13 protein-coding genes and 1 pseudogene are annotated in these 15198 nt (G+C 70.4%); 9 read left to right on the forward strand and 5 right to left on the reverse strand.

Going from position 1 to position 15198, the window contains the following annotated elements:
• The 4 genes and pseudogenes from ABII15_RS24360 (at position 1) to ABII15_RS24375 (ending at position 6418) form a co-directional block, all read left to right on the forward strand.
• Positions 1–1500, forward strand: a complete 1500-nt coding sequence (locus tag ABII15_RS24360) for an ABC transporter permease (RefSeq protein ID WP_353944419.1) — start codon at positions 1–3, stop codon at positions 1498–1500.
• A gap of 46 nt (positions 1501–1546) precedes the next feature.
• Complete coding sequence (locus ABII15_RS24365) at positions 1547–2233, forward strand: ABC transporter ATP-binding protein (protein ID WP_353944420.1); 687 nt, start codon at positions 1547–1549, stop codon at positions 2231–2233.
• Positions 2234–2342: 109 nt separating this feature from the next.
• Positions 2343–5668 (forward strand): annotated as a pseudogene (locus ABII15_RS24370) (S8 family peptidase).
• A gap of 72 nt (positions 5669–5740) precedes the next feature.
• Positions 5741–6418, forward strand: a complete 678-nt coding sequence (locus ABII15_RS24375) for an antibiotic biosynthesis monooxygenase (RefSeq protein ID WP_353944421.1) — start codon at positions 5741–5743, stop codon at positions 6416–6418.
• A 180-nt stretch (positions 6419–6598) separates the two neighbouring features.
• Here ABII15_RS24375 and ABII15_RS24380 read toward each other — a convergent pair whose 3' ends face one another.
• Positions 6599–7477 (reverse strand): helix-turn-helix transcriptional regulator, encoded by an 879-nt coding sequence (locus tag ABII15_RS24380; protein ID WP_353944422.1) that lies wholly within the window; start codon positions 7475–7477, stop codon positions 6599–6601.
• A 128-nt stretch (positions 7478–7605) separates the two neighbouring features.
• Here ABII15_RS24380 and ABII15_RS24385 point away from each other — a divergent pair, with 128 nt between their 5' ends.
• Both ABII15_RS24385 and ABII15_RS24390 read left to right on the forward strand, forming a co-directional pair.
• Positions 7606–8649 carry an NAD(P)-dependent alcohol dehydrogenase gene (locus tag ABII15_RS24385; protein WP_353944423.1) on the forward strand — a complete coding sequence of 348 codons (1044 nt, stop codon included), beginning with the start codon at positions 7606–7608 and terminating at the stop codon, positions 8647–8649.
• Positions 8650–8773: 124 nt separating this feature from the next.
• A complete protein-coding gene (locus ABII15_RS24390) occupies positions 8774–9121 on the forward strand; it encodes a DUF1330 domain-containing protein (RefSeq protein WP_353944424.1) in 348 nt (115 codons plus the stop codon).
• 86 nt (positions 9122–9207) lie between these two features.
• On the opposite strand, the gene ABII15_RS24395 is transcribed toward ABII15_RS24390, so the two are convergent.
• The 4 genes from ABII15_RS24395 to ABII15_RS24410 all read right to left on the reverse strand — a co-directional run bounded on the left by ABII15_RS24395 (position 9208) and on the right by ABII15_RS24410 (position 11700).
• Complete coding sequence (locus ABII15_RS24395; protein WP_353944425.1) at positions 9208–9567, reverse strand: GntR family transcriptional regulator; 360 nt, start codon at positions 9565–9567, stop codon at positions 9208–9210.
• Entirely contained in the window at positions 9561–10514 is a 954-nt protein-coding gene (locus tag ABII15_RS24400) for a DUF1648 domain-containing protein (RefSeq protein ID WP_353944426.1), read from the reverse strand. Before ABII15_RS24400 ends, ABII15_RS24395 begins: the two co-directional genes overlap by 7 nt.
• A 162-nt stretch (positions 10515–10676) precedes the next feature.
• The gene (locus tag ABII15_RS24405; RefSeq protein ID WP_353944427.1) at positions 10677–11273 is read right to left on the reverse strand and encodes a DUF4291 domain-containing protein; all 597 of its coding nucleotides are present in this window, start codon (positions 11271–11273) and stop codon (positions 10677–10679) included.
• Positions 11251–11700 (reverse strand): ATP-binding protein, encoded by a 450-nt coding sequence (locus tag ABII15_RS24410; RefSeq protein ID WP_353944428.1) that lies wholly within the window; start codon positions 11698–11700, stop codon positions 11251–11253. Before ABII15_RS24410 ends, ABII15_RS24405 begins: the two co-directional genes overlap by 23 nt.
• 139 nt (positions 11701–11839) lie before the next feature.
• Between ABII15_RS24410 and ABII15_RS24415 the strand changes: the two genes are divergently transcribed.
• The 3 genes from ABII15_RS24415 to ABII15_RS24425 all read left to right on the forward strand — a co-directional run bounded on the left by ABII15_RS24415 (position 11840) and on the right by ABII15_RS24425 (position 15100).
• On the forward strand, positions 11840–12703 hold the full coding sequence (locus ABII15_RS24415; protein ID WP_353944429.1) for a helix-turn-helix transcriptional regulator: 864 nt from the start codon (positions 11840–11842) through the stop codon (positions 12701–12703).
• Positions 12675–12947 (forward strand): DUF397 domain-containing protein, encoded by a 273-nt coding sequence (locus ABII15_RS24420; protein WP_353944430.1) that lies wholly within the window; start codon positions 12675–12677, stop codon positions 12945–12947. Before ABII15_RS24415 ends, ABII15_RS24420 begins: the two co-directional genes overlap by 29 nt.
• 92 nt (positions 12948–13039) lie before the next feature.
• The gene (locus tag ABII15_RS24425) at positions 13040–15100 is read left to right on the forward strand and encodes a restriction endonuclease (RefSeq protein ID WP_353944431.1); all 2061 of its coding nucleotides are present in this window, start codon (positions 13040–13042) and stop codon (positions 15098–15100) included.
• The last annotated feature ends 98 nt before the right edge of the window (positions 15101–15198 follow it).

The raw sequence follows: 15198 nt of genomic DNA on the forward strand, positions 1-15198 counted from the left end.
ATGTTCTTCACCTACCTCAGGCGTGAGTTGCGCCGCCGCAGAAAGGCGGCCCTGGTCGTCGCCTCGGGGCTCGCCCTCGGCATCGCGCTCGTCATCGTCGTCAGCTCCGTGTCCTCCGGCATGAACAAGGCCCAGGACAAGGTCCTCCAGTCCCTGTACGGCCTCGGCACCGACATGACCGTCACCAAGGCGGCCGCGGCGCAGACGGGGGACAACGGGCGGCCGAACTTCAAGTTCGACGCCAGGGAGGGTGATTCCGACTCCGACAAGCAGTCCACCGACCGGGTCATGGTCCAGGGCTTCCAGACGCTCGCCTCCTCCACGGTCACCGAGGTGGCCGACCAGAAGGGCGTCGCCGACACCGTGGGCGGCCTCAACCTCCAGGTCATGAAGGTCAGCGGGCAGTTCACGCGCGGTCAGTTCAAGCAGGACCAGAGCCAGGGGCAGCAGGGCCAGGACGGCCCCGGAGGCCGCAGCGGCGGCAACGGCCAGCCGCAGGGCCGCGTCGAGGGCGGCGGCGCCAACTTCGCCGTCAACTCCTTCTCGGTGTACGGCACCGACGTCACCAAGCAGAACCTCGGCCCGCTGACCACCTCGAAGATCACCAAGGGGCGGACGTTCAAGACGTCCGAGACCGACGCCAAGGTGGCCGTCGCCGACGCCTCGTACGCGAAGGAGAAGAAGCTCGCCGTCGGTGACAACGTCACCATCCACGGGACGAAGTTCAAGGTCGTCGGCGTCTCCACCGCGGACAGCGGCGACTCGGCGGCCAACCTCTACATCCCGCTGAAGCAGGCGCAGACCGTCGCCGACATGAAGAACAAGGTGACGACGGTCTACGTCAAGGCGACCGACTCGCAGCAGATCGACGCGGTGAAGTCGACCATCAGCAAGAACATCTCGGGCACGACGGTCACCACCTCCGCGGACCTCGCGAAGACCGTCTCCGGCTCGCTCTCCACGGCCTCCTCGCTCGCCTCGAACGTCGGCAAGTGGCTGTCGATCGCGGTGCTCGTCGCCGCGTTCCTCGTCGCGGGCCTGCTCACCTCCTCGGCGGTCTCGCGCCGCGTCCGGGAGTTCGGCACGCTCAAGGCGCTCGGCTGGAAGTCCGGCCGGGTCACCCGGCAGGTCATCGGTGAGGCCGTCGTCAACGGGCTCATCGGCGGCGTCCTCGGCATCGCGGTCGGTCTGGGCGGCGCGTACGTGGTCACCGCGATCAGCCCGACCCTCAGCGCGTCCCTCGGCTCGACCGGCGGCGGAGGCGGTGGTGGCGGCTTCGGCGGCGGGGGCGGCATGGGCGGTCCCGGCGGCGGTGGCCCCGGCGGCCTGCGGCAGTCCGCGGGCAAGACCCTCGACATCGCGCTGACCGCGCCGGTCTCCGGCACCACCATCGCCCTCGCGGTCGGCCTCGCCGTCGCGGGCGGTCTGATCGCCGGCGCGTTCGGCGGCTGGCGGGCCTCGCGCCTTCGCCCGGCGGACGCGCTGCGCCGCGTCGAGTAGCCCACCGGCCGTCCCGACTTCCTCTACGTACCACAGGAGTTGCCCCATGTATCACCTCAGAGGCGTCACCAAGCAGTACCAGCGCGGCAAGGAGCGCATCGACGCGCTCGCCGGAGTGGACCTGACCATCGGCGACGGCGACCGGCTCGTCATCCAGGGCCCCACCGGCGGCGGCAAGTCGACGCTGCTCCAGATGCTCGGCGGGCTCGACCGGCCGACATCGGGCAGCGTCGAGCTCGACGGCACCGACCTGGCCAAGCTGCCCGAGGCCCGGCTCACCAAGGTCCGCGCCGAGTCCATCGGGTTCGTCTTCCAGTCCTTCAACCTCATCCCGACGCTGACCGCGCAGGAGAACGTGGAGACCGCGCTGGTGCCGCTGGGGCTGAAGGTGGCGGAGCGGCGTGAGCGGGCGGGGGCGGCGCTGAAGTCCGTGGGGCTGGGGGAGCGGCTGACCCACCTCCCCTCGGAGATGTCCGGCGGTCAGCAGCAGCGTGTCGCCATCGCCCGGGCGCTGGTGAAGAACCCCAAGGTGCTCCTCGCCGACGAGCCCACCGGCAACCTCGACGAGTCCATGCGCGACGAGATCATGGACGTACTGGAGACCCAGTGGAAGGAGCACGGGCTCACCTTCATCATGGTCACCCACGACTCGGCGATCGCCCGCAAGGCCCCGCGCCTCGCGACCATCCGCAAGGGCCTGATCAAGATCACCGAGAACGAAAAGGCCAAGTAAAGAAAACCTGGTGATCGGTGCAACCTGTGAACCCCCTGAGCCATCTGTAGGCTCAGGGGGTTTCTGTCATCCGGCCCCCTGCGGTGAACCACCGTTCCCAGGGGGAAAGTTGCACAGACAGCCATATTCTCGGACGCGTCGGGCGGCGCTCGTCGCGGGTGCCGCCGCCGTCGCCGTGACCGCGGGTGTCGCCCTGCCGGCGCACGCCGCGCCCGCGGCCGCCGCGCACACCGCTGCGGGGCAGTTCAAGCCCAGGACGCACATCACGCTCATCACCGGCGACCGGGTCGCCGTCGACGCCAAGGGCCGGCCGCCGGGGTGGAGCCGGCCGCGGGGCGCGCACACATACCCGTGCAGACCCGCACGCTCGGCGGGCACACGTACGTGGTGCCCCTCGACGCACAGCGCCTGATAGCCGCCGGCAAGCTCGACCAGCGGCTCTTCGACATCACCGAGCTGTCCAAGGCGTCGTACAAGAAGGCGCAGAAGAACGGCCTCAAGATCATCGTCGGCTACAAGGGCGCGGCGGCCGACACCCGCGCCGACGTGCGCGACGCCGGTGACACGACCGTGCGCCGCTCGCTCAAGGCGCTGAACGCGGACGCGCTCACCACGCCGAAGACGGACGCGGTGAAGCTGTGGGACGCCGTCACCGACCGGGACGGGACCACCGCCTCCGGCGTGAGCCGCATCTGGCTCGACGGCATCCGCCGGGCCAGCCTGGACAAGTCCGTGCCGCAGATCGGCGCGCCCACCGCCTGGGCCGCCGGCTACGACGGCAAGGGCGTCAAGATCGCCGTGCTCGACACCGGCGTCGACGCCACGCACCCCGACCTGAAGAGCCAGGTCGTCGAGTCGAAGAACTTCTCCGCCGCGCCCGACGCCACCGACCACTTCGGGCACGGCACCCACGTCGCGTCCATCGCGGCCGGTACGGGCGCCAAGTCGGGCGGCCTGTACAAGGGCGTCGCCCCCGGCGCCAAGCTGCTCAACGGCAAGGTGCTCGACAACGACGGCTTCGGCGACGACTCCGGCATCCTCGCGGGCATGGAGTGGGCGGCCGCGCAGGGCGCCGACATCGTGAACCTGAGCCTGGGCGGCGGCGACACCCCCGAGATCGACCCGCTCGAGGCCGAGGTCAACAAGCTGTCGCAGGAGAAGGGCATCCTCTTCGCCATCGCGGCGGGCAACGAGGGCCCGAACTCGATCGGTTCGCCCGGCAGCGCCGACGCCGCGCTGACCGTCGGCGCCGTCGACGACAAGGACAAGCTCGCCGACTTCTCCTCCACCGGGCCGCGCGTCGGCGACGGCGGCATCAAGCCGGACGTGACCGCGCCGGGCGTCGACATCACCGCGGCCGCCGCGCCGGGCAGCGTCATCGCCCAGGAGGTCGGCGAGAAGCCGGCCGGGTACCTGACCATCTCCGGTACGTCGATGGCGACCCCGCACGTCGCCGGTGCCGCCGCGATCCTCAAGCAGCAGCACCCGGACTGGACGTACACCCAGCTCAAGGGAGCCCTGGTCGGTTCGGCCAAGGGCACCGCGGGCCTCACCCCGTTCCAGCAGGGCAGCGGCCGCATCCAGGTCGACAAGGCCATCGCGCAGACCGTGTTCGCCGAGCCGGTCTCCGTCGGGTTCGGCGTCGCGCAGTGGCCGCACACCGACGACAAGCCCGTCACCAAGCAGGTCACGTACCGCAACACCGGCACCAAGGACGTCACCCTCGACCTGACGGTCCAGGGCACGGGCCCGAAGGGGCAGCCGGCTCCGGCGGGCTTCTTCGCGCTCGGCTCGACGAAGGTGACGGTCCCGGCGGGCGGCACCGCCTCGGCCGACGTGACCGCCGACACCCGGCTCGGCGGCACCGCCGACGGCGCCTACTCGGCGTACATCACGGCGACCGGCGACGGCCAGACCGTGCGCACCGCCGCCGCGGTGACACGCGAGGTCGAGTCCTACGACGTGACGCTCAAGCACCTCGGCCGGGACGGCAAGCCGCTGCCGACGTACATGAGCGACCTGATCGGATACGCCGGCCTCGGCAAGAACCAGGCCTACTCGGCGCAGCCGAGCGACTCCGGCACCGTGACGCTGCGCGTGCCCCGCGGTGACTACGTGCTGGACGCGTGGCTCGCCAAGGACATCGTGACCTTCAAGGGCGGCGTCGACTGGTTCGTCCAGCCGAAGCTCAGCGTCACCAAGAACGTCAGCCTGACCCTGGACGCCCGTCAGACCAAGAAGGCCGACATCACCGTGCCGGACACGGCGGCGAAGCCGGTCAGCGCGAGCATCGGCTACACGTACGACCCGGCGCAGGTCGGCCTCACGCTGCAGCTCGGCTCGTTCGCGGACATCCGCATGGCGAGCCTCGGCGCGGACGTCTCCAGCGGCCTGTCGCAGACCTGGTTCGGGCAGTGGAGCAAGGGCGGCGGCGCCGAGTACGACGTCGCGACCACGGGCAAGGTCAAGCACATCGTCGGCGACAAGTCCAAGCACTTCAAGAAGTCCGAACTCGCCGCGGTGGCCAACACCCTGGGCTCCTCGGTCCCCGGGAAGACGGGCGCGCTGTCGCCGGTCGGTTTCCTCGCCGACGACGTCGTCACCGGCGCCCGCGTCGAGCAGAAGCTGCCGGGTACCCGCACGCTGTACCTGTCGACGAACGACAAGATCCAGTGGACGTACGACTTCCTGCAGTACGCGGGCAAGGACGCGGACGGCAACCCGATCCCCGACGCCTCCTACTCGCTCGGTACCCCGCAGACCTTCAAGGCGGGCCAGAAGTACGCGAAGACGTTCAACACCGCCGTCTTCGCCCCGCGCGTGGGCGGTGACTACGGCCTCTTCCGCGACGGCAACGACATCTACGGCTACGTGCCGCTGTTCGCCGACGGCAAGACGCACGCGGGCGCCTCGGAGTTCACCTCGGTGGCCACGACGCTGTACCGCAACGGCACGAAGGTCGGCTCCAACAAGGACCCGCTCTTCGGCGACGAGGCGTTCACCGTCCCGTCCGGCGATGCCGCGTACAAGCTGACCACGTCGGTGAAGCGCAGCACCAAGGTGTCGGCGGTGTCCACGCGGATCGACGCCAGCTGGACGTTCCGCTCGAAGAAGCCGCGGGACTACGCCCAGCTCCCGGCGTCCGGCGTGCGGTTCACCCCGGCGGTCGGCTCCGACAGCCGCGCCACGGCCGGCAAGACCCAGTCCGTCCCGGTCTCCGTGACCGGCTCGGCGGCCGGATCGAACCTCAAGTCGCTCTCGGTGTACACCAGTTACGACGACGGCAGGAACTGGAAGAAGGTCACCGTCAAGAGCGGCAAGGTCAGCGTGAAGAACCCGGCCAAGGGCAAGGGCATCACGCTCCGCGCCAAGATCACCGACAAGAAGGGCAACACGTCGACAATCACGATCTACAACGCGTACCTCGGCAAGTGACGTAGCGCGTGTGTGGGGCGGCCCGCCCCGGTCCGTGGACCGGGGCGGGCCGCCCGTGTTTGGCTGGCGGACATGACAACGCAGACGGTCGAGTACATCCGCTACCGGATCCCGGAAGCCCGCTCCGCCGAGTTCCTGTCCGCGTACACCCGCGCGTCCCGTCTCCTGGCCGCCTCGCCCCACTGCGTCGCGTACGAACTCGACCGCTGCGAGGAGGACTTCGAGCACTACGTCCTGCGCATCGTGTGGACGTCGACCGCGGACCACGTCGAGGGGTTCCGGACCTCGGAGCTGTTCCCCGACTTCCTCGCCGAGATCCGCCCCTACGTGGGGAACATCGACGAGATGCGTCACTACAAGCCGACGACGGTACGCGGCAAGGGCTCGGCCGAGCCCACGCTGTACGAGCGGGCGGGCGGCGCGGAGGGGCTGGCCCGGCTCGTCTCCGCGTTTCACGCCCGCGCGGTCAGGGACGAGCTTCTCGGGCCGCTCGTCGCCGAGCTGCCCGACGAGTACGCCGATCATGTCGCGCTGTGGCTCGCCGAGATGTTCGGCGGGCCGGGGCCGTCCGGGCAGAGCCGGATGGTGGCCTGGCACGCGGGCCGGGAGATCAGCGCGGTGCAGTGGCGGCGCTGGGTGAACCTGATGCACGACGCGGCCGACGAGGCGGGGTTGCCGTCCTCCCCGGCGTTTCGCTCCGCGTTCGCCGGGTGCCTGGAATGGGGCGCGGCTCCGCCGATCTCCGGGTGACGGCCCGGCCGGGGCTTCTCCCGTAGCCGTCCGTCCGCGCCCCTGTTGGGTTGTCGTTCGGCCACCGGGTCGCGGGCGAAGTGCGACCTAGGGGCGCGGGGAACTGCGCGACCAGCCCCCACCGGGCCGCGGGCGAGCGAACGACCCAGGGGCGCGGGCCGCCCGAGAACGCCCGGAAACCTAGCGGGGCGCCGTCGTGGCGTCGGCACCCCAGCTGGCCAGCAAGCGAAGGGCCTCGGCCGACGAGGTCCCCGGCTCGGCGTGGTACACGGACAAGAACTGCCCGTCGTCGTCCGGCAGATGCAGCGTCTCGTACGACAGAGACAGCTCACCGACCAGCGGATGCCGCATCCGCTTCACCCCGTGCCCCTTCTCCTTCACATCGTGCGTGGCCCACAGCTTCCTGAACTTCTCGCTCTTGACGGAGAGTTCACCCACGAGCGCCGACAGCTCCGGATCGTCCGGGTTGCGCCCCGCGTACAGCCGCAGATAGCTGACCATGTCCGACGCCTTCGACTCCCAGTCGAGGAACAGCTCACGGTAGGCGGGGTCGAGAAACGTCAGCCGCGCCCAGTTCCGCTCGGCCGGCGCCAGCGCACCCCAGTCGCCGAAGAGCGCCGCCGCCATCCGGTTCCAGGCGAGGATGTCCGAGCGCGCCCCGCCGATGTACGCGGGCACACCCTCCAGGTTCTCCAGAAGGTGCCGCAGCGACGGCCGCACCTGCTGCTGCCGCCGCGGCGCCCGCTGCTTGCGGCGGGCCTGCGTCGGCTTCGCCAGATGGACCAGGTGCGCGTGCTCGGTGTCGCTCAGCTGGAGGGCGCGCGCGATCGCGTCGAGCACCTCGGCCGACACATTGCGCCCGTTCCCCTGCTCCAGGCGCGTGTAGTACGCGACCGAGACCCCGGCGAGCTGGGCCAGCTCCTCGCGGCGCAGCCCCGGGACCCGCCGGTGCCGCCCGGCCGCCGAGAGCCCCACGTCCTCGGGCTTGAGCCGGGCCCGCCGGGTGCGCAGGAACTCGCTGAGCTCGGCGCGGCGGTCCAGGGTCGGGTTGTCGTCCATGCTGTCCAGTATTCCCGGTCGTACGACAGTGAGCCTGACCCCGTCAGTAGTAGGACCACTGGTCGTACGCAAAGGGGTGACCTGCGCAGATGTCGCAGCAGGGGGCCGTCTCGGGCAGGCTGGAATCCATGACCACCACAGTTGCCGCCTACGCCGCGCCCAGCTCGAAGGCCCCGCTGGAGCGCACCACCATCGAGCGCCGTGACGTGCGCGAGCACGACGTTCTGATCGACATCAAGTTCGCCGGAATCTGCCACTCCGACATTCACCAGGCCCGTGAGGGCTGGGGTGAGGCCATCTTCCCGATGGTCCCCGGGCACGAGATCGCCGGTGTCGTCGAGGCCGTGGGCTCCGGTGTCACCAAGTTCAAGGTCGGCGACCGCGTCGGCGTCGGCTGCATGGTCGACTCCTGCCGCGAGTGCGAGAACTGCCTCGCCGGGAACGAGCAGCACTGCCTGCGGGGCAACGTCGGCACCTACAACGCCGTCGGCCACGACGGCGAGCCCACCTACGGCGGCTACTCGCAGAAGGTCGTCGTCGACGAGGCCTTCACCCTGCGCATCCCGGACGGCCTGTCGCTCGACGTGGCCGCGCCGCTGCTCTGCGCGGGCATCACCACGTACTCCCCGCTCAAGCGCTGGGGCGCCGCTCCGGGCCGCAAGGTCGCGGTGATCGGCCTGGGCGGCCTCGGCCACATGGCCGTCAAGCTGGCGCACGCCATGGGCGCCGAGGTGACCGTCCTGTCGCAGTCGCTGCGCAAGAAGGACGACGGCCTGAAGCTGGGCGCCGACCACTACTACGCGACCAGCGACGAGCAGACCTTCAAGGACCTGGCCGGCTCCTTCGACGTCATCCTCTCCACCGTGTCCGCCCCGCTGAACTTCGGCGCGTACCTGAGCCTGCTGAAGACGAACGGCGCCCTGGTGAACGTCGGCGCCCCCGAGGAGCCGATCTCGCTCAACCTGTTCTCGCTGATCGGCGGCAACAAGGTGCTCGCCGGCTCCGCGATCGGCGGCATCGCCGAGACCCAGGAGATGCTCGACTTCTGCGCCGAGCACAACCTGGGCGCCGAGATCGAGCTGATCGAGGCGAGCCAGATCAACGAGGCGTACGAGCGCGTCATCAACTCCGACGTGCGGTACCGCTTCGTGATCGACACGGCCACCATCTGAGCCCGCGGCCGAACCACCTCTCATGGCCTGAGGGGCTCCCCATCATGACCTGAGAGGTAATCGACGCCCTCCTCGGGCTCCGGCAGGATCCCCCTATCCGACCGGACCCGAGGAGGGCTCGCTCATGACCGCCTACGTCGTCGCCGTACTGCGCCCCACCCAGCCCGTGCACCCCGACGTCCTGGAGTACATCGAGCGCGTGCAGGGAACGTTCGAGCCGTTCGGCGGCCGGTTCCTGTCGCACGGCAAGCCCGGCGAGTGGGTGGAGGGGGAGCGCCTCGGCGACCTGGTCATCGTCGAGTTCCCGGACCTGGACCGCGCCCACGAGTGGTACGCGTCCGACGCCTACCGGGAGATCCTGCCGCTGCGCACGGACCACATCCCCGGAGAGCTGGTCCTCTTGGACGGTGTACCGAAGGGGTACGACGCCGCGGACACGGCGGCGAAGATGCGGGACGCCGGGTCCGCGTGACGGGGGCCGCGAGAGTGCCGGAGGCGCGGCACGGCCCGGCCCGGCACGGCCCGGTTCGACCCGGCCGGCCCGGAGGATGCCAGCGCTCAGGACGTGAGCCCGCCCCGCACCAGCCCCACGATCTCCTCGTCGCTCAGCCCGAGCCGCCGCCCCTCCGACACCAGTGCCCGTACCTTCTCCGTCAGCCGGGCCCGTCCCGCGGTCGCGGCCCCGCCGAGGACCACGGCGCCCCGCCCGCGCCGCAGCTCGATGACGCCTTCGTCGCGCAGCCGCTGGTAGCCCCGGAGCACGGTGTGGAGGTTGACGCCCAGCGAGTCGGCGAGCGCGCGGGCCGACGGCAGCCGTTCTCCCGGGGCCACGTCCCCGTCGGCGACGGCGCGGCGCACCTGCGCCGCGATCTGGTCGCCGAGGGGGGTGGCGCAGGCGGGGTCCACACGGATCAGCATGGGCCGTCCTTTCGTGCGACGAGCGAGTTGAGCAGGGCGGCCGCGGTGCCGGCGTCGTCGACGGTGACGGCGAACTCGCGTCCGCCCGTCCGTCGTACGACCAGGGCCTCGCCCGCCCGCAGGACCACTCCCGTCGCGCCCGGCCGGATCCGGTACCCCCAGCCGCCGAAGTCGCCGAGAGGGCTGATCGTACGCCGCGACGCGCTCTCGACCTGCTCCAGCGGGATCCGGACCCGCGGCCACGGCAGCCCGCTCTGCGCCACGACGAGCCCGCCCGGCCCGACGGTCACCTGGACCCGGCCGAACGCCAGGGAGGCCACGCCCGCGACCGCGAGCACCAGGCCCCACCAGCCGCCCAGGACGGTGGCCACGAGCCCGGCCGCGATCAGCACCGCCCCGATCAGCGCGAGGGGCCACGACCCGGCCTGCCGCACCCAGACCGCCCGCTCGCCCTCGCGCAGCGCCAGCGAGGTGCCGCCCGTCGCGTCGCCCACCGCCCCCGCGCGGGGCCAGCCCCGGGTGAGCAGCCACCCGACCCCGCCCACGACGACGGCGACCGCGGCCGCCACGGCCAGGTGCCACCAGGGCATACGGACGTCACGCGCATCGCCGACAGCGGCGTTCACCCGCAGCACGGAGACCGAGACCGACCCCAGCAGCCCCGCCGTGCCCCAGCCGAGCACGACGGTCGACCGCGCGCCGCCCAGCCGCTGCCAGACCGCGGCGACGACGAACAGCACCCCGGTCCCGATGAGCACCAGCAGGCCCACGACCAGGAAACTCCGGGGCGACGAGAACCCGTCGGGCGGCCCGGAGCCCGGGAAGTGCGTGGCCATGGGGTCGGGGAGCCGGTCGCGCAGTGCGGTGTGGACAGCGGTGGTGACGAGCGCGGCCACGGCGAACGGCAGCCCGGCGAAGAGGGCCCGGGGAGCTGGGGAGGGCTTCATGGTGACTCCGTCCGCTGATGTTCGCTACTTGTTAGCGTCATAGTAGAACAATCAGCGAAGGCGTGGCAAAGGCGCAGGCAGAGCCGTGCGGAGCTGTCACGGCCGAGGCCGTATGTCCTGCGAGCCGCGCGTGTTCGCGGCTGCGGCGGGCTGAGACGGAAGTCAGGGCACGAGGTGCCCGAGCTCCAACCCGGCGACCGGGTACGGCCGTTCGGCGGGAAGCAGGCGGGCAGCCCGTTCCCGGTCGCCGTCACGCACGGCGGCCCGCACCTCCCGCGCGAGCGCCGTCACATCGCTGATCCCCACCGTCCACTCGTCCGCGTACAGCCGCACGGCCTCGCCGGACAGTCCGAGCTGCAACGACCGGTGGGCCAGCGGTTGCAGCGACAGATCCCGCTCGGGATCCCACTGCACCCGCGCCGGCGACCGCCTCAACTCCCTCTTCCACGCGGCCTGATCACTGTGAACGGAGCGCGTGTAGCTCGACAGGCACGCATGCCGCAGCGCCCACTCGAACCCCTCCCGCGAGATCTCCACGGCGAGCACGACCTCCTGCCCCGGCTTCTCCGCCCAGCCGCAGCGGTACATCATCCACAGGAACGACGGCTTGATCCACGTCATCCGGTCCCGCTTCCAGAGAGCGGGGAAGCGCCCGTCGCGGGCGGCGGGGAGGCCGATCTCGGGCGCGTACGCCTGGTAGACGGTGACCGTGGACGGAGTGTGGGCGGCGCGGATCTCATGGCGCGGTGCGCTGGTCATGGCGTTCAGAATGTGGCGGCGCGGCGCGCGGAACCAGCGATTTTCCGTCGCCGGGATCCTCGGCGACCTCGCACCACACCGTCTTGTCGTGCACCCCTTGCCGTACGCCCCAGCGCACGGCGACCGCGCCGACCAGCGCCAGCCCGCGCCCGGACTCGTCGTCGGGCACCGCGTGGAGGAGAACGGGCAGCGCCCGCGGGTCGGGGTCGGTGACCTCGACCCGCGTACGGCCGTCGCCCCCGCCCCGGACGAGCACGGTCAGGGGTGTCCCCTCCCCGAGATGGTCGATCACGTTCGTCACCAACTCGCTGACGCAGAGCTGCACTTCGAACCCGTGACCGCGCAGCCGGTGCCGCAACTCTGGTACCGCTTTCGGGGTGGCCAGCAGGTCGATCCTCGTGGGGCGGGGCGAGTGGGGGCCGGTCATGGGCGGACGCCTTCCTGTGCCGTGTGTCGCGTGCTCTGTGTGACGAACCGCTCACACCTTGACGCCGACCCGCGTACCGTAAAAGGGATTTCGCGTCCGCAGACCGGGCTGCGGACGCCTGTCACCCGGACGGTGAACGATGGCGCGGCGCAGGGACATCGACGGCTCCATGAGCGTTCCGACCTTCTACGGCAAGGAGCTGCGCTGGAAACGCGAGGCCGCCGGGCTCTCCCTGGAGGACCTGGTGCGGGGGAGTTTCTACGGCAAGACGTACCTCAGCGACATCGAGCGCGGGCAGCGCCGAATGCCGCTGGACCTGGCCCGGCACGCCGACCAAGTGCTGCGCACGGACGGGTACTTCGAGCGCAACTGTGAAGATGTGCGCAAGGCGCGGCTCGGCCCGCATGCCGCGTACTTCGAGAAGGTGCTAGAGGCGGAGCGGCACGCGGAGGTCATCGAGGAGTGGTGTCCCACCGCGATCCCCGGTCTGCTGCAACTTGCGCCGTACGCGCGGGCTCAAGTCAGGATGGCCCACCCGATGGCGGCCGACGACTGGGCCGAGGAGAAGGTCACGGCCCGCCTCGCGCGCGCCCGTCTCTTCGACGACGATCACCACACCCCCGAGTATTGGGTGATTCTGCACGAGCGTCTGCTGACCGAACCGGTCATCCCGCCGAGCGAGATGGTCGAGCAGTTGCATCGGATCGCCGAGTTGGCCGAACGGCATCGCATCGTTCCGCAACTAGTGCTGCGGAAGAGCGGGGCGCACCCTCTCGCGCTGGCATCCATCATGGTCATGGCGTTCCCGGACGCACCGCCGCTGGTCTATACGGAGGCGTCCTACAGCGGCGCCACCATCGACGATCCGGCCCTCGTGAAGCAGTACCGCAAGGCTTACGATCGGCTCAGGGCCGTCGGGCAGTCCCCGGACACGTCCCTGGCCATGATCAAGGCAGCGGCAGAGGAATACCGAAATGGTGAGCAGCCGGACCGACTTGGGTGACGCGCTCTGGGTCAGGAGCAGCTACAGCAATGGAGACGGCGGCAACTGCGTAGAGGCTGCCCGCGACTTTCCCGGCGCTGCCCGCTGGCGCAAATCCACGTACAGCAACGGCAGCGGCGGCGAATGCGTCGAGGTAGCCGACGGAGTCCCCGGCATCGTCCCGGTCCGCGACAGCAAGAACCCCGGCGGGCCGGTCGTCACCCTCACCGGCACCGCCTGGCGCGCGTTCATTGACTCGCTCTGAACCAGCCGGGCTGCCCCGCCCAGCCGGATAAAGTCGCTCGGTACAACTGGTTGTGGGGACAACCAGAGCGCCTTGGGGAGGGCATGCGGAACATGAGTCGTCGTTCTGGTGGCATGGTCGGTGCTTGGGCCGAGATGCAGAGGCAGCAGCAGCGTCAGGTGGAGACCGAGGCCCGGCGGCAGCGCCTCGAAGAGCAGCAGGCGCGCGCCCATCAGCGGCGGGCCGCCCAGAGCTACCGCGAGTACCGACAGGCCGAGGCGGCGCGCCGCACCGAGGAACTGGACGCCCAGATCACCGTGCTCCAGAACCTTCTCGCCAGCGGGTGCCGGACCCCTGCCTTCAGCGCGTCGTCGCTGCTGCGCCCGGAACAGATCGCTCCCTTCGCGCCGGGTCGGCTGGGGCAGCCTGTGTCCATGCCGGTCAGCGACCATTACCAGGCACAGGGCGGCTGGACGGCCGGCCGCAGAGCTCAGGCCCAGGCCGAGGCGAGGGCACGCTTCGAACGGGACTGGCACGCGGCCCAGGCCGCTGAGGCGCAGCGACTCCAACAACTTGCCGCCTATCAAAGGGAGTACGAGCATTGGGCGGATGCCCAACTGGCCGACACCCGGCGCCACAACACGGGGATCGCCGAGCTGACAGAGGGAGTGCGCCGACGCGATCCCGATGCTGTGGTCGAGTACTTCTCGGCGGCGCTCTACGCGTCGACCGCGTGGCCGGAAGGGTTTCCCCGCCAGGTTGCCGCGGCCTATGACGCGGCGGCAGGGCAGTTGGTTCTCGACTGGGAACTCCCCGGCTACGACATCGTCCCCGAGGCCAAGGCCGTCCGATACCTGTCCAGTACGGACCAGGAGAAGGAGACAGCACGTCCGGTCGGTCAGCGACGTTCGGTCTATCGCGAGGTCCTGGCTCAGTGCGTACTGCTCGTGCTGCACGACGTCTTCGCTGCCGACGAGTCCGGCGTGATCGAGTCCGTGACCCTGAACGGTTTCGTGGACGGGCACGACCCCGCGACGGGAAGACGCGGGCGTATCTATCTGGCGACCGTGATGGCGCCCGGCGTGACCTTCCGCGGGCTGCACATCGAGCAGGTGGATCCCCTCAGCTGCCTGGCTGACGCGCTGCGCGGACAGCTTTCGGTCCGCCCGGACCAACTGACGCCGGTGCGCCCGGGCCGCTTGCCGCAGGACATCGGGAATCGCGTCGTCACCCATGGCACGGACGACGATCCGGATCTGTACTCAATGGATCCGATCGCGTTCGAAGACCTGGTGGCTGAGCTGTTCCGTGCCATGGGGATGCAAGCGGTCACCACTCAGCGCTCCAACGACGGTGGCGTGGACGTCGACGCACTGGACCCGGCGCCCATCAGAGGCGGCAAGATCGTCGTTCAGGTGAAGCGCTACCGCAACACCGTGCCGCCCACCGCGGTGCGCGATCTGTACGGGACGGTCCAGGACGCCGGCGCCAACAAGGGCGTCCTCGTCACGACGTCGAAGTTCGGCCCGGGCTCACACACGTTCGCCAACGGGAAACCCTTGGAGCTGATCTCTGGGACGGAACTCGTCGACCTGCTCCACCGGCACGGGCTGCGCGGACGCCTGGGCGGTGACGCCTCGCCCGCATCGGCGAATTCCACGGCGACGGTTCCCGACCTCCGGCTTCCCGACGACTACAACGTCCTGGGCATGTCCTGGACCGGAGACGTCCGCCTCGACGTCTGTGCCCTTGTCTGCCAGGGCAACCGGGTGCTCAGCGACGACCACTTCGTGTTCTTCAACAACCCGCAGACTCCGGACGGCTCCGTGCGCGCACTTCCCGCCACCGCACCCGACAAGGCCGCCATCTGCGTCTCCTTCGACGGGCTGCCCGCCGCTGCCGACCGGTTCGTCCTGGTGGCCGCAGTCGATCCGGAGACCAACCCGGACGCGGACCTCTCAGGGTTCACGAACGCCGGCATCCGGCTCCTGGACCCGGCGCTGACGGAACTGGGGCGGCTTGAAGTCTCCGACGGCCGACCAGGAGAGACCGCCCTCGTCCTCGGCTCGTTCCGCCACCGGCCCAACGGCGACTGGGACTTCGTCCTCGGCGGCAAGGGCTACACGGGAGGCCTGGAAGAACTCGTACGCGATTTCGGCATCGACGTCGAGTGACCACATATGGTGCTGCCCCTTACCAGGCGCGATTACTCGCCAGGCACTATGGGTGATAACCGACGTGCCGTACATGATGGTCGCTATCTACAGCTGGA

Source organism: Streptomyces sp. HUAS MG91 (assembly GCF_040529335.1).
GTDB classification, from domain to species: Bacteria; Actinomycetota; Actinomycetes; order Streptomycetales; family Streptomycetaceae; genus Streptomyces; species Streptomyces tabacisoli.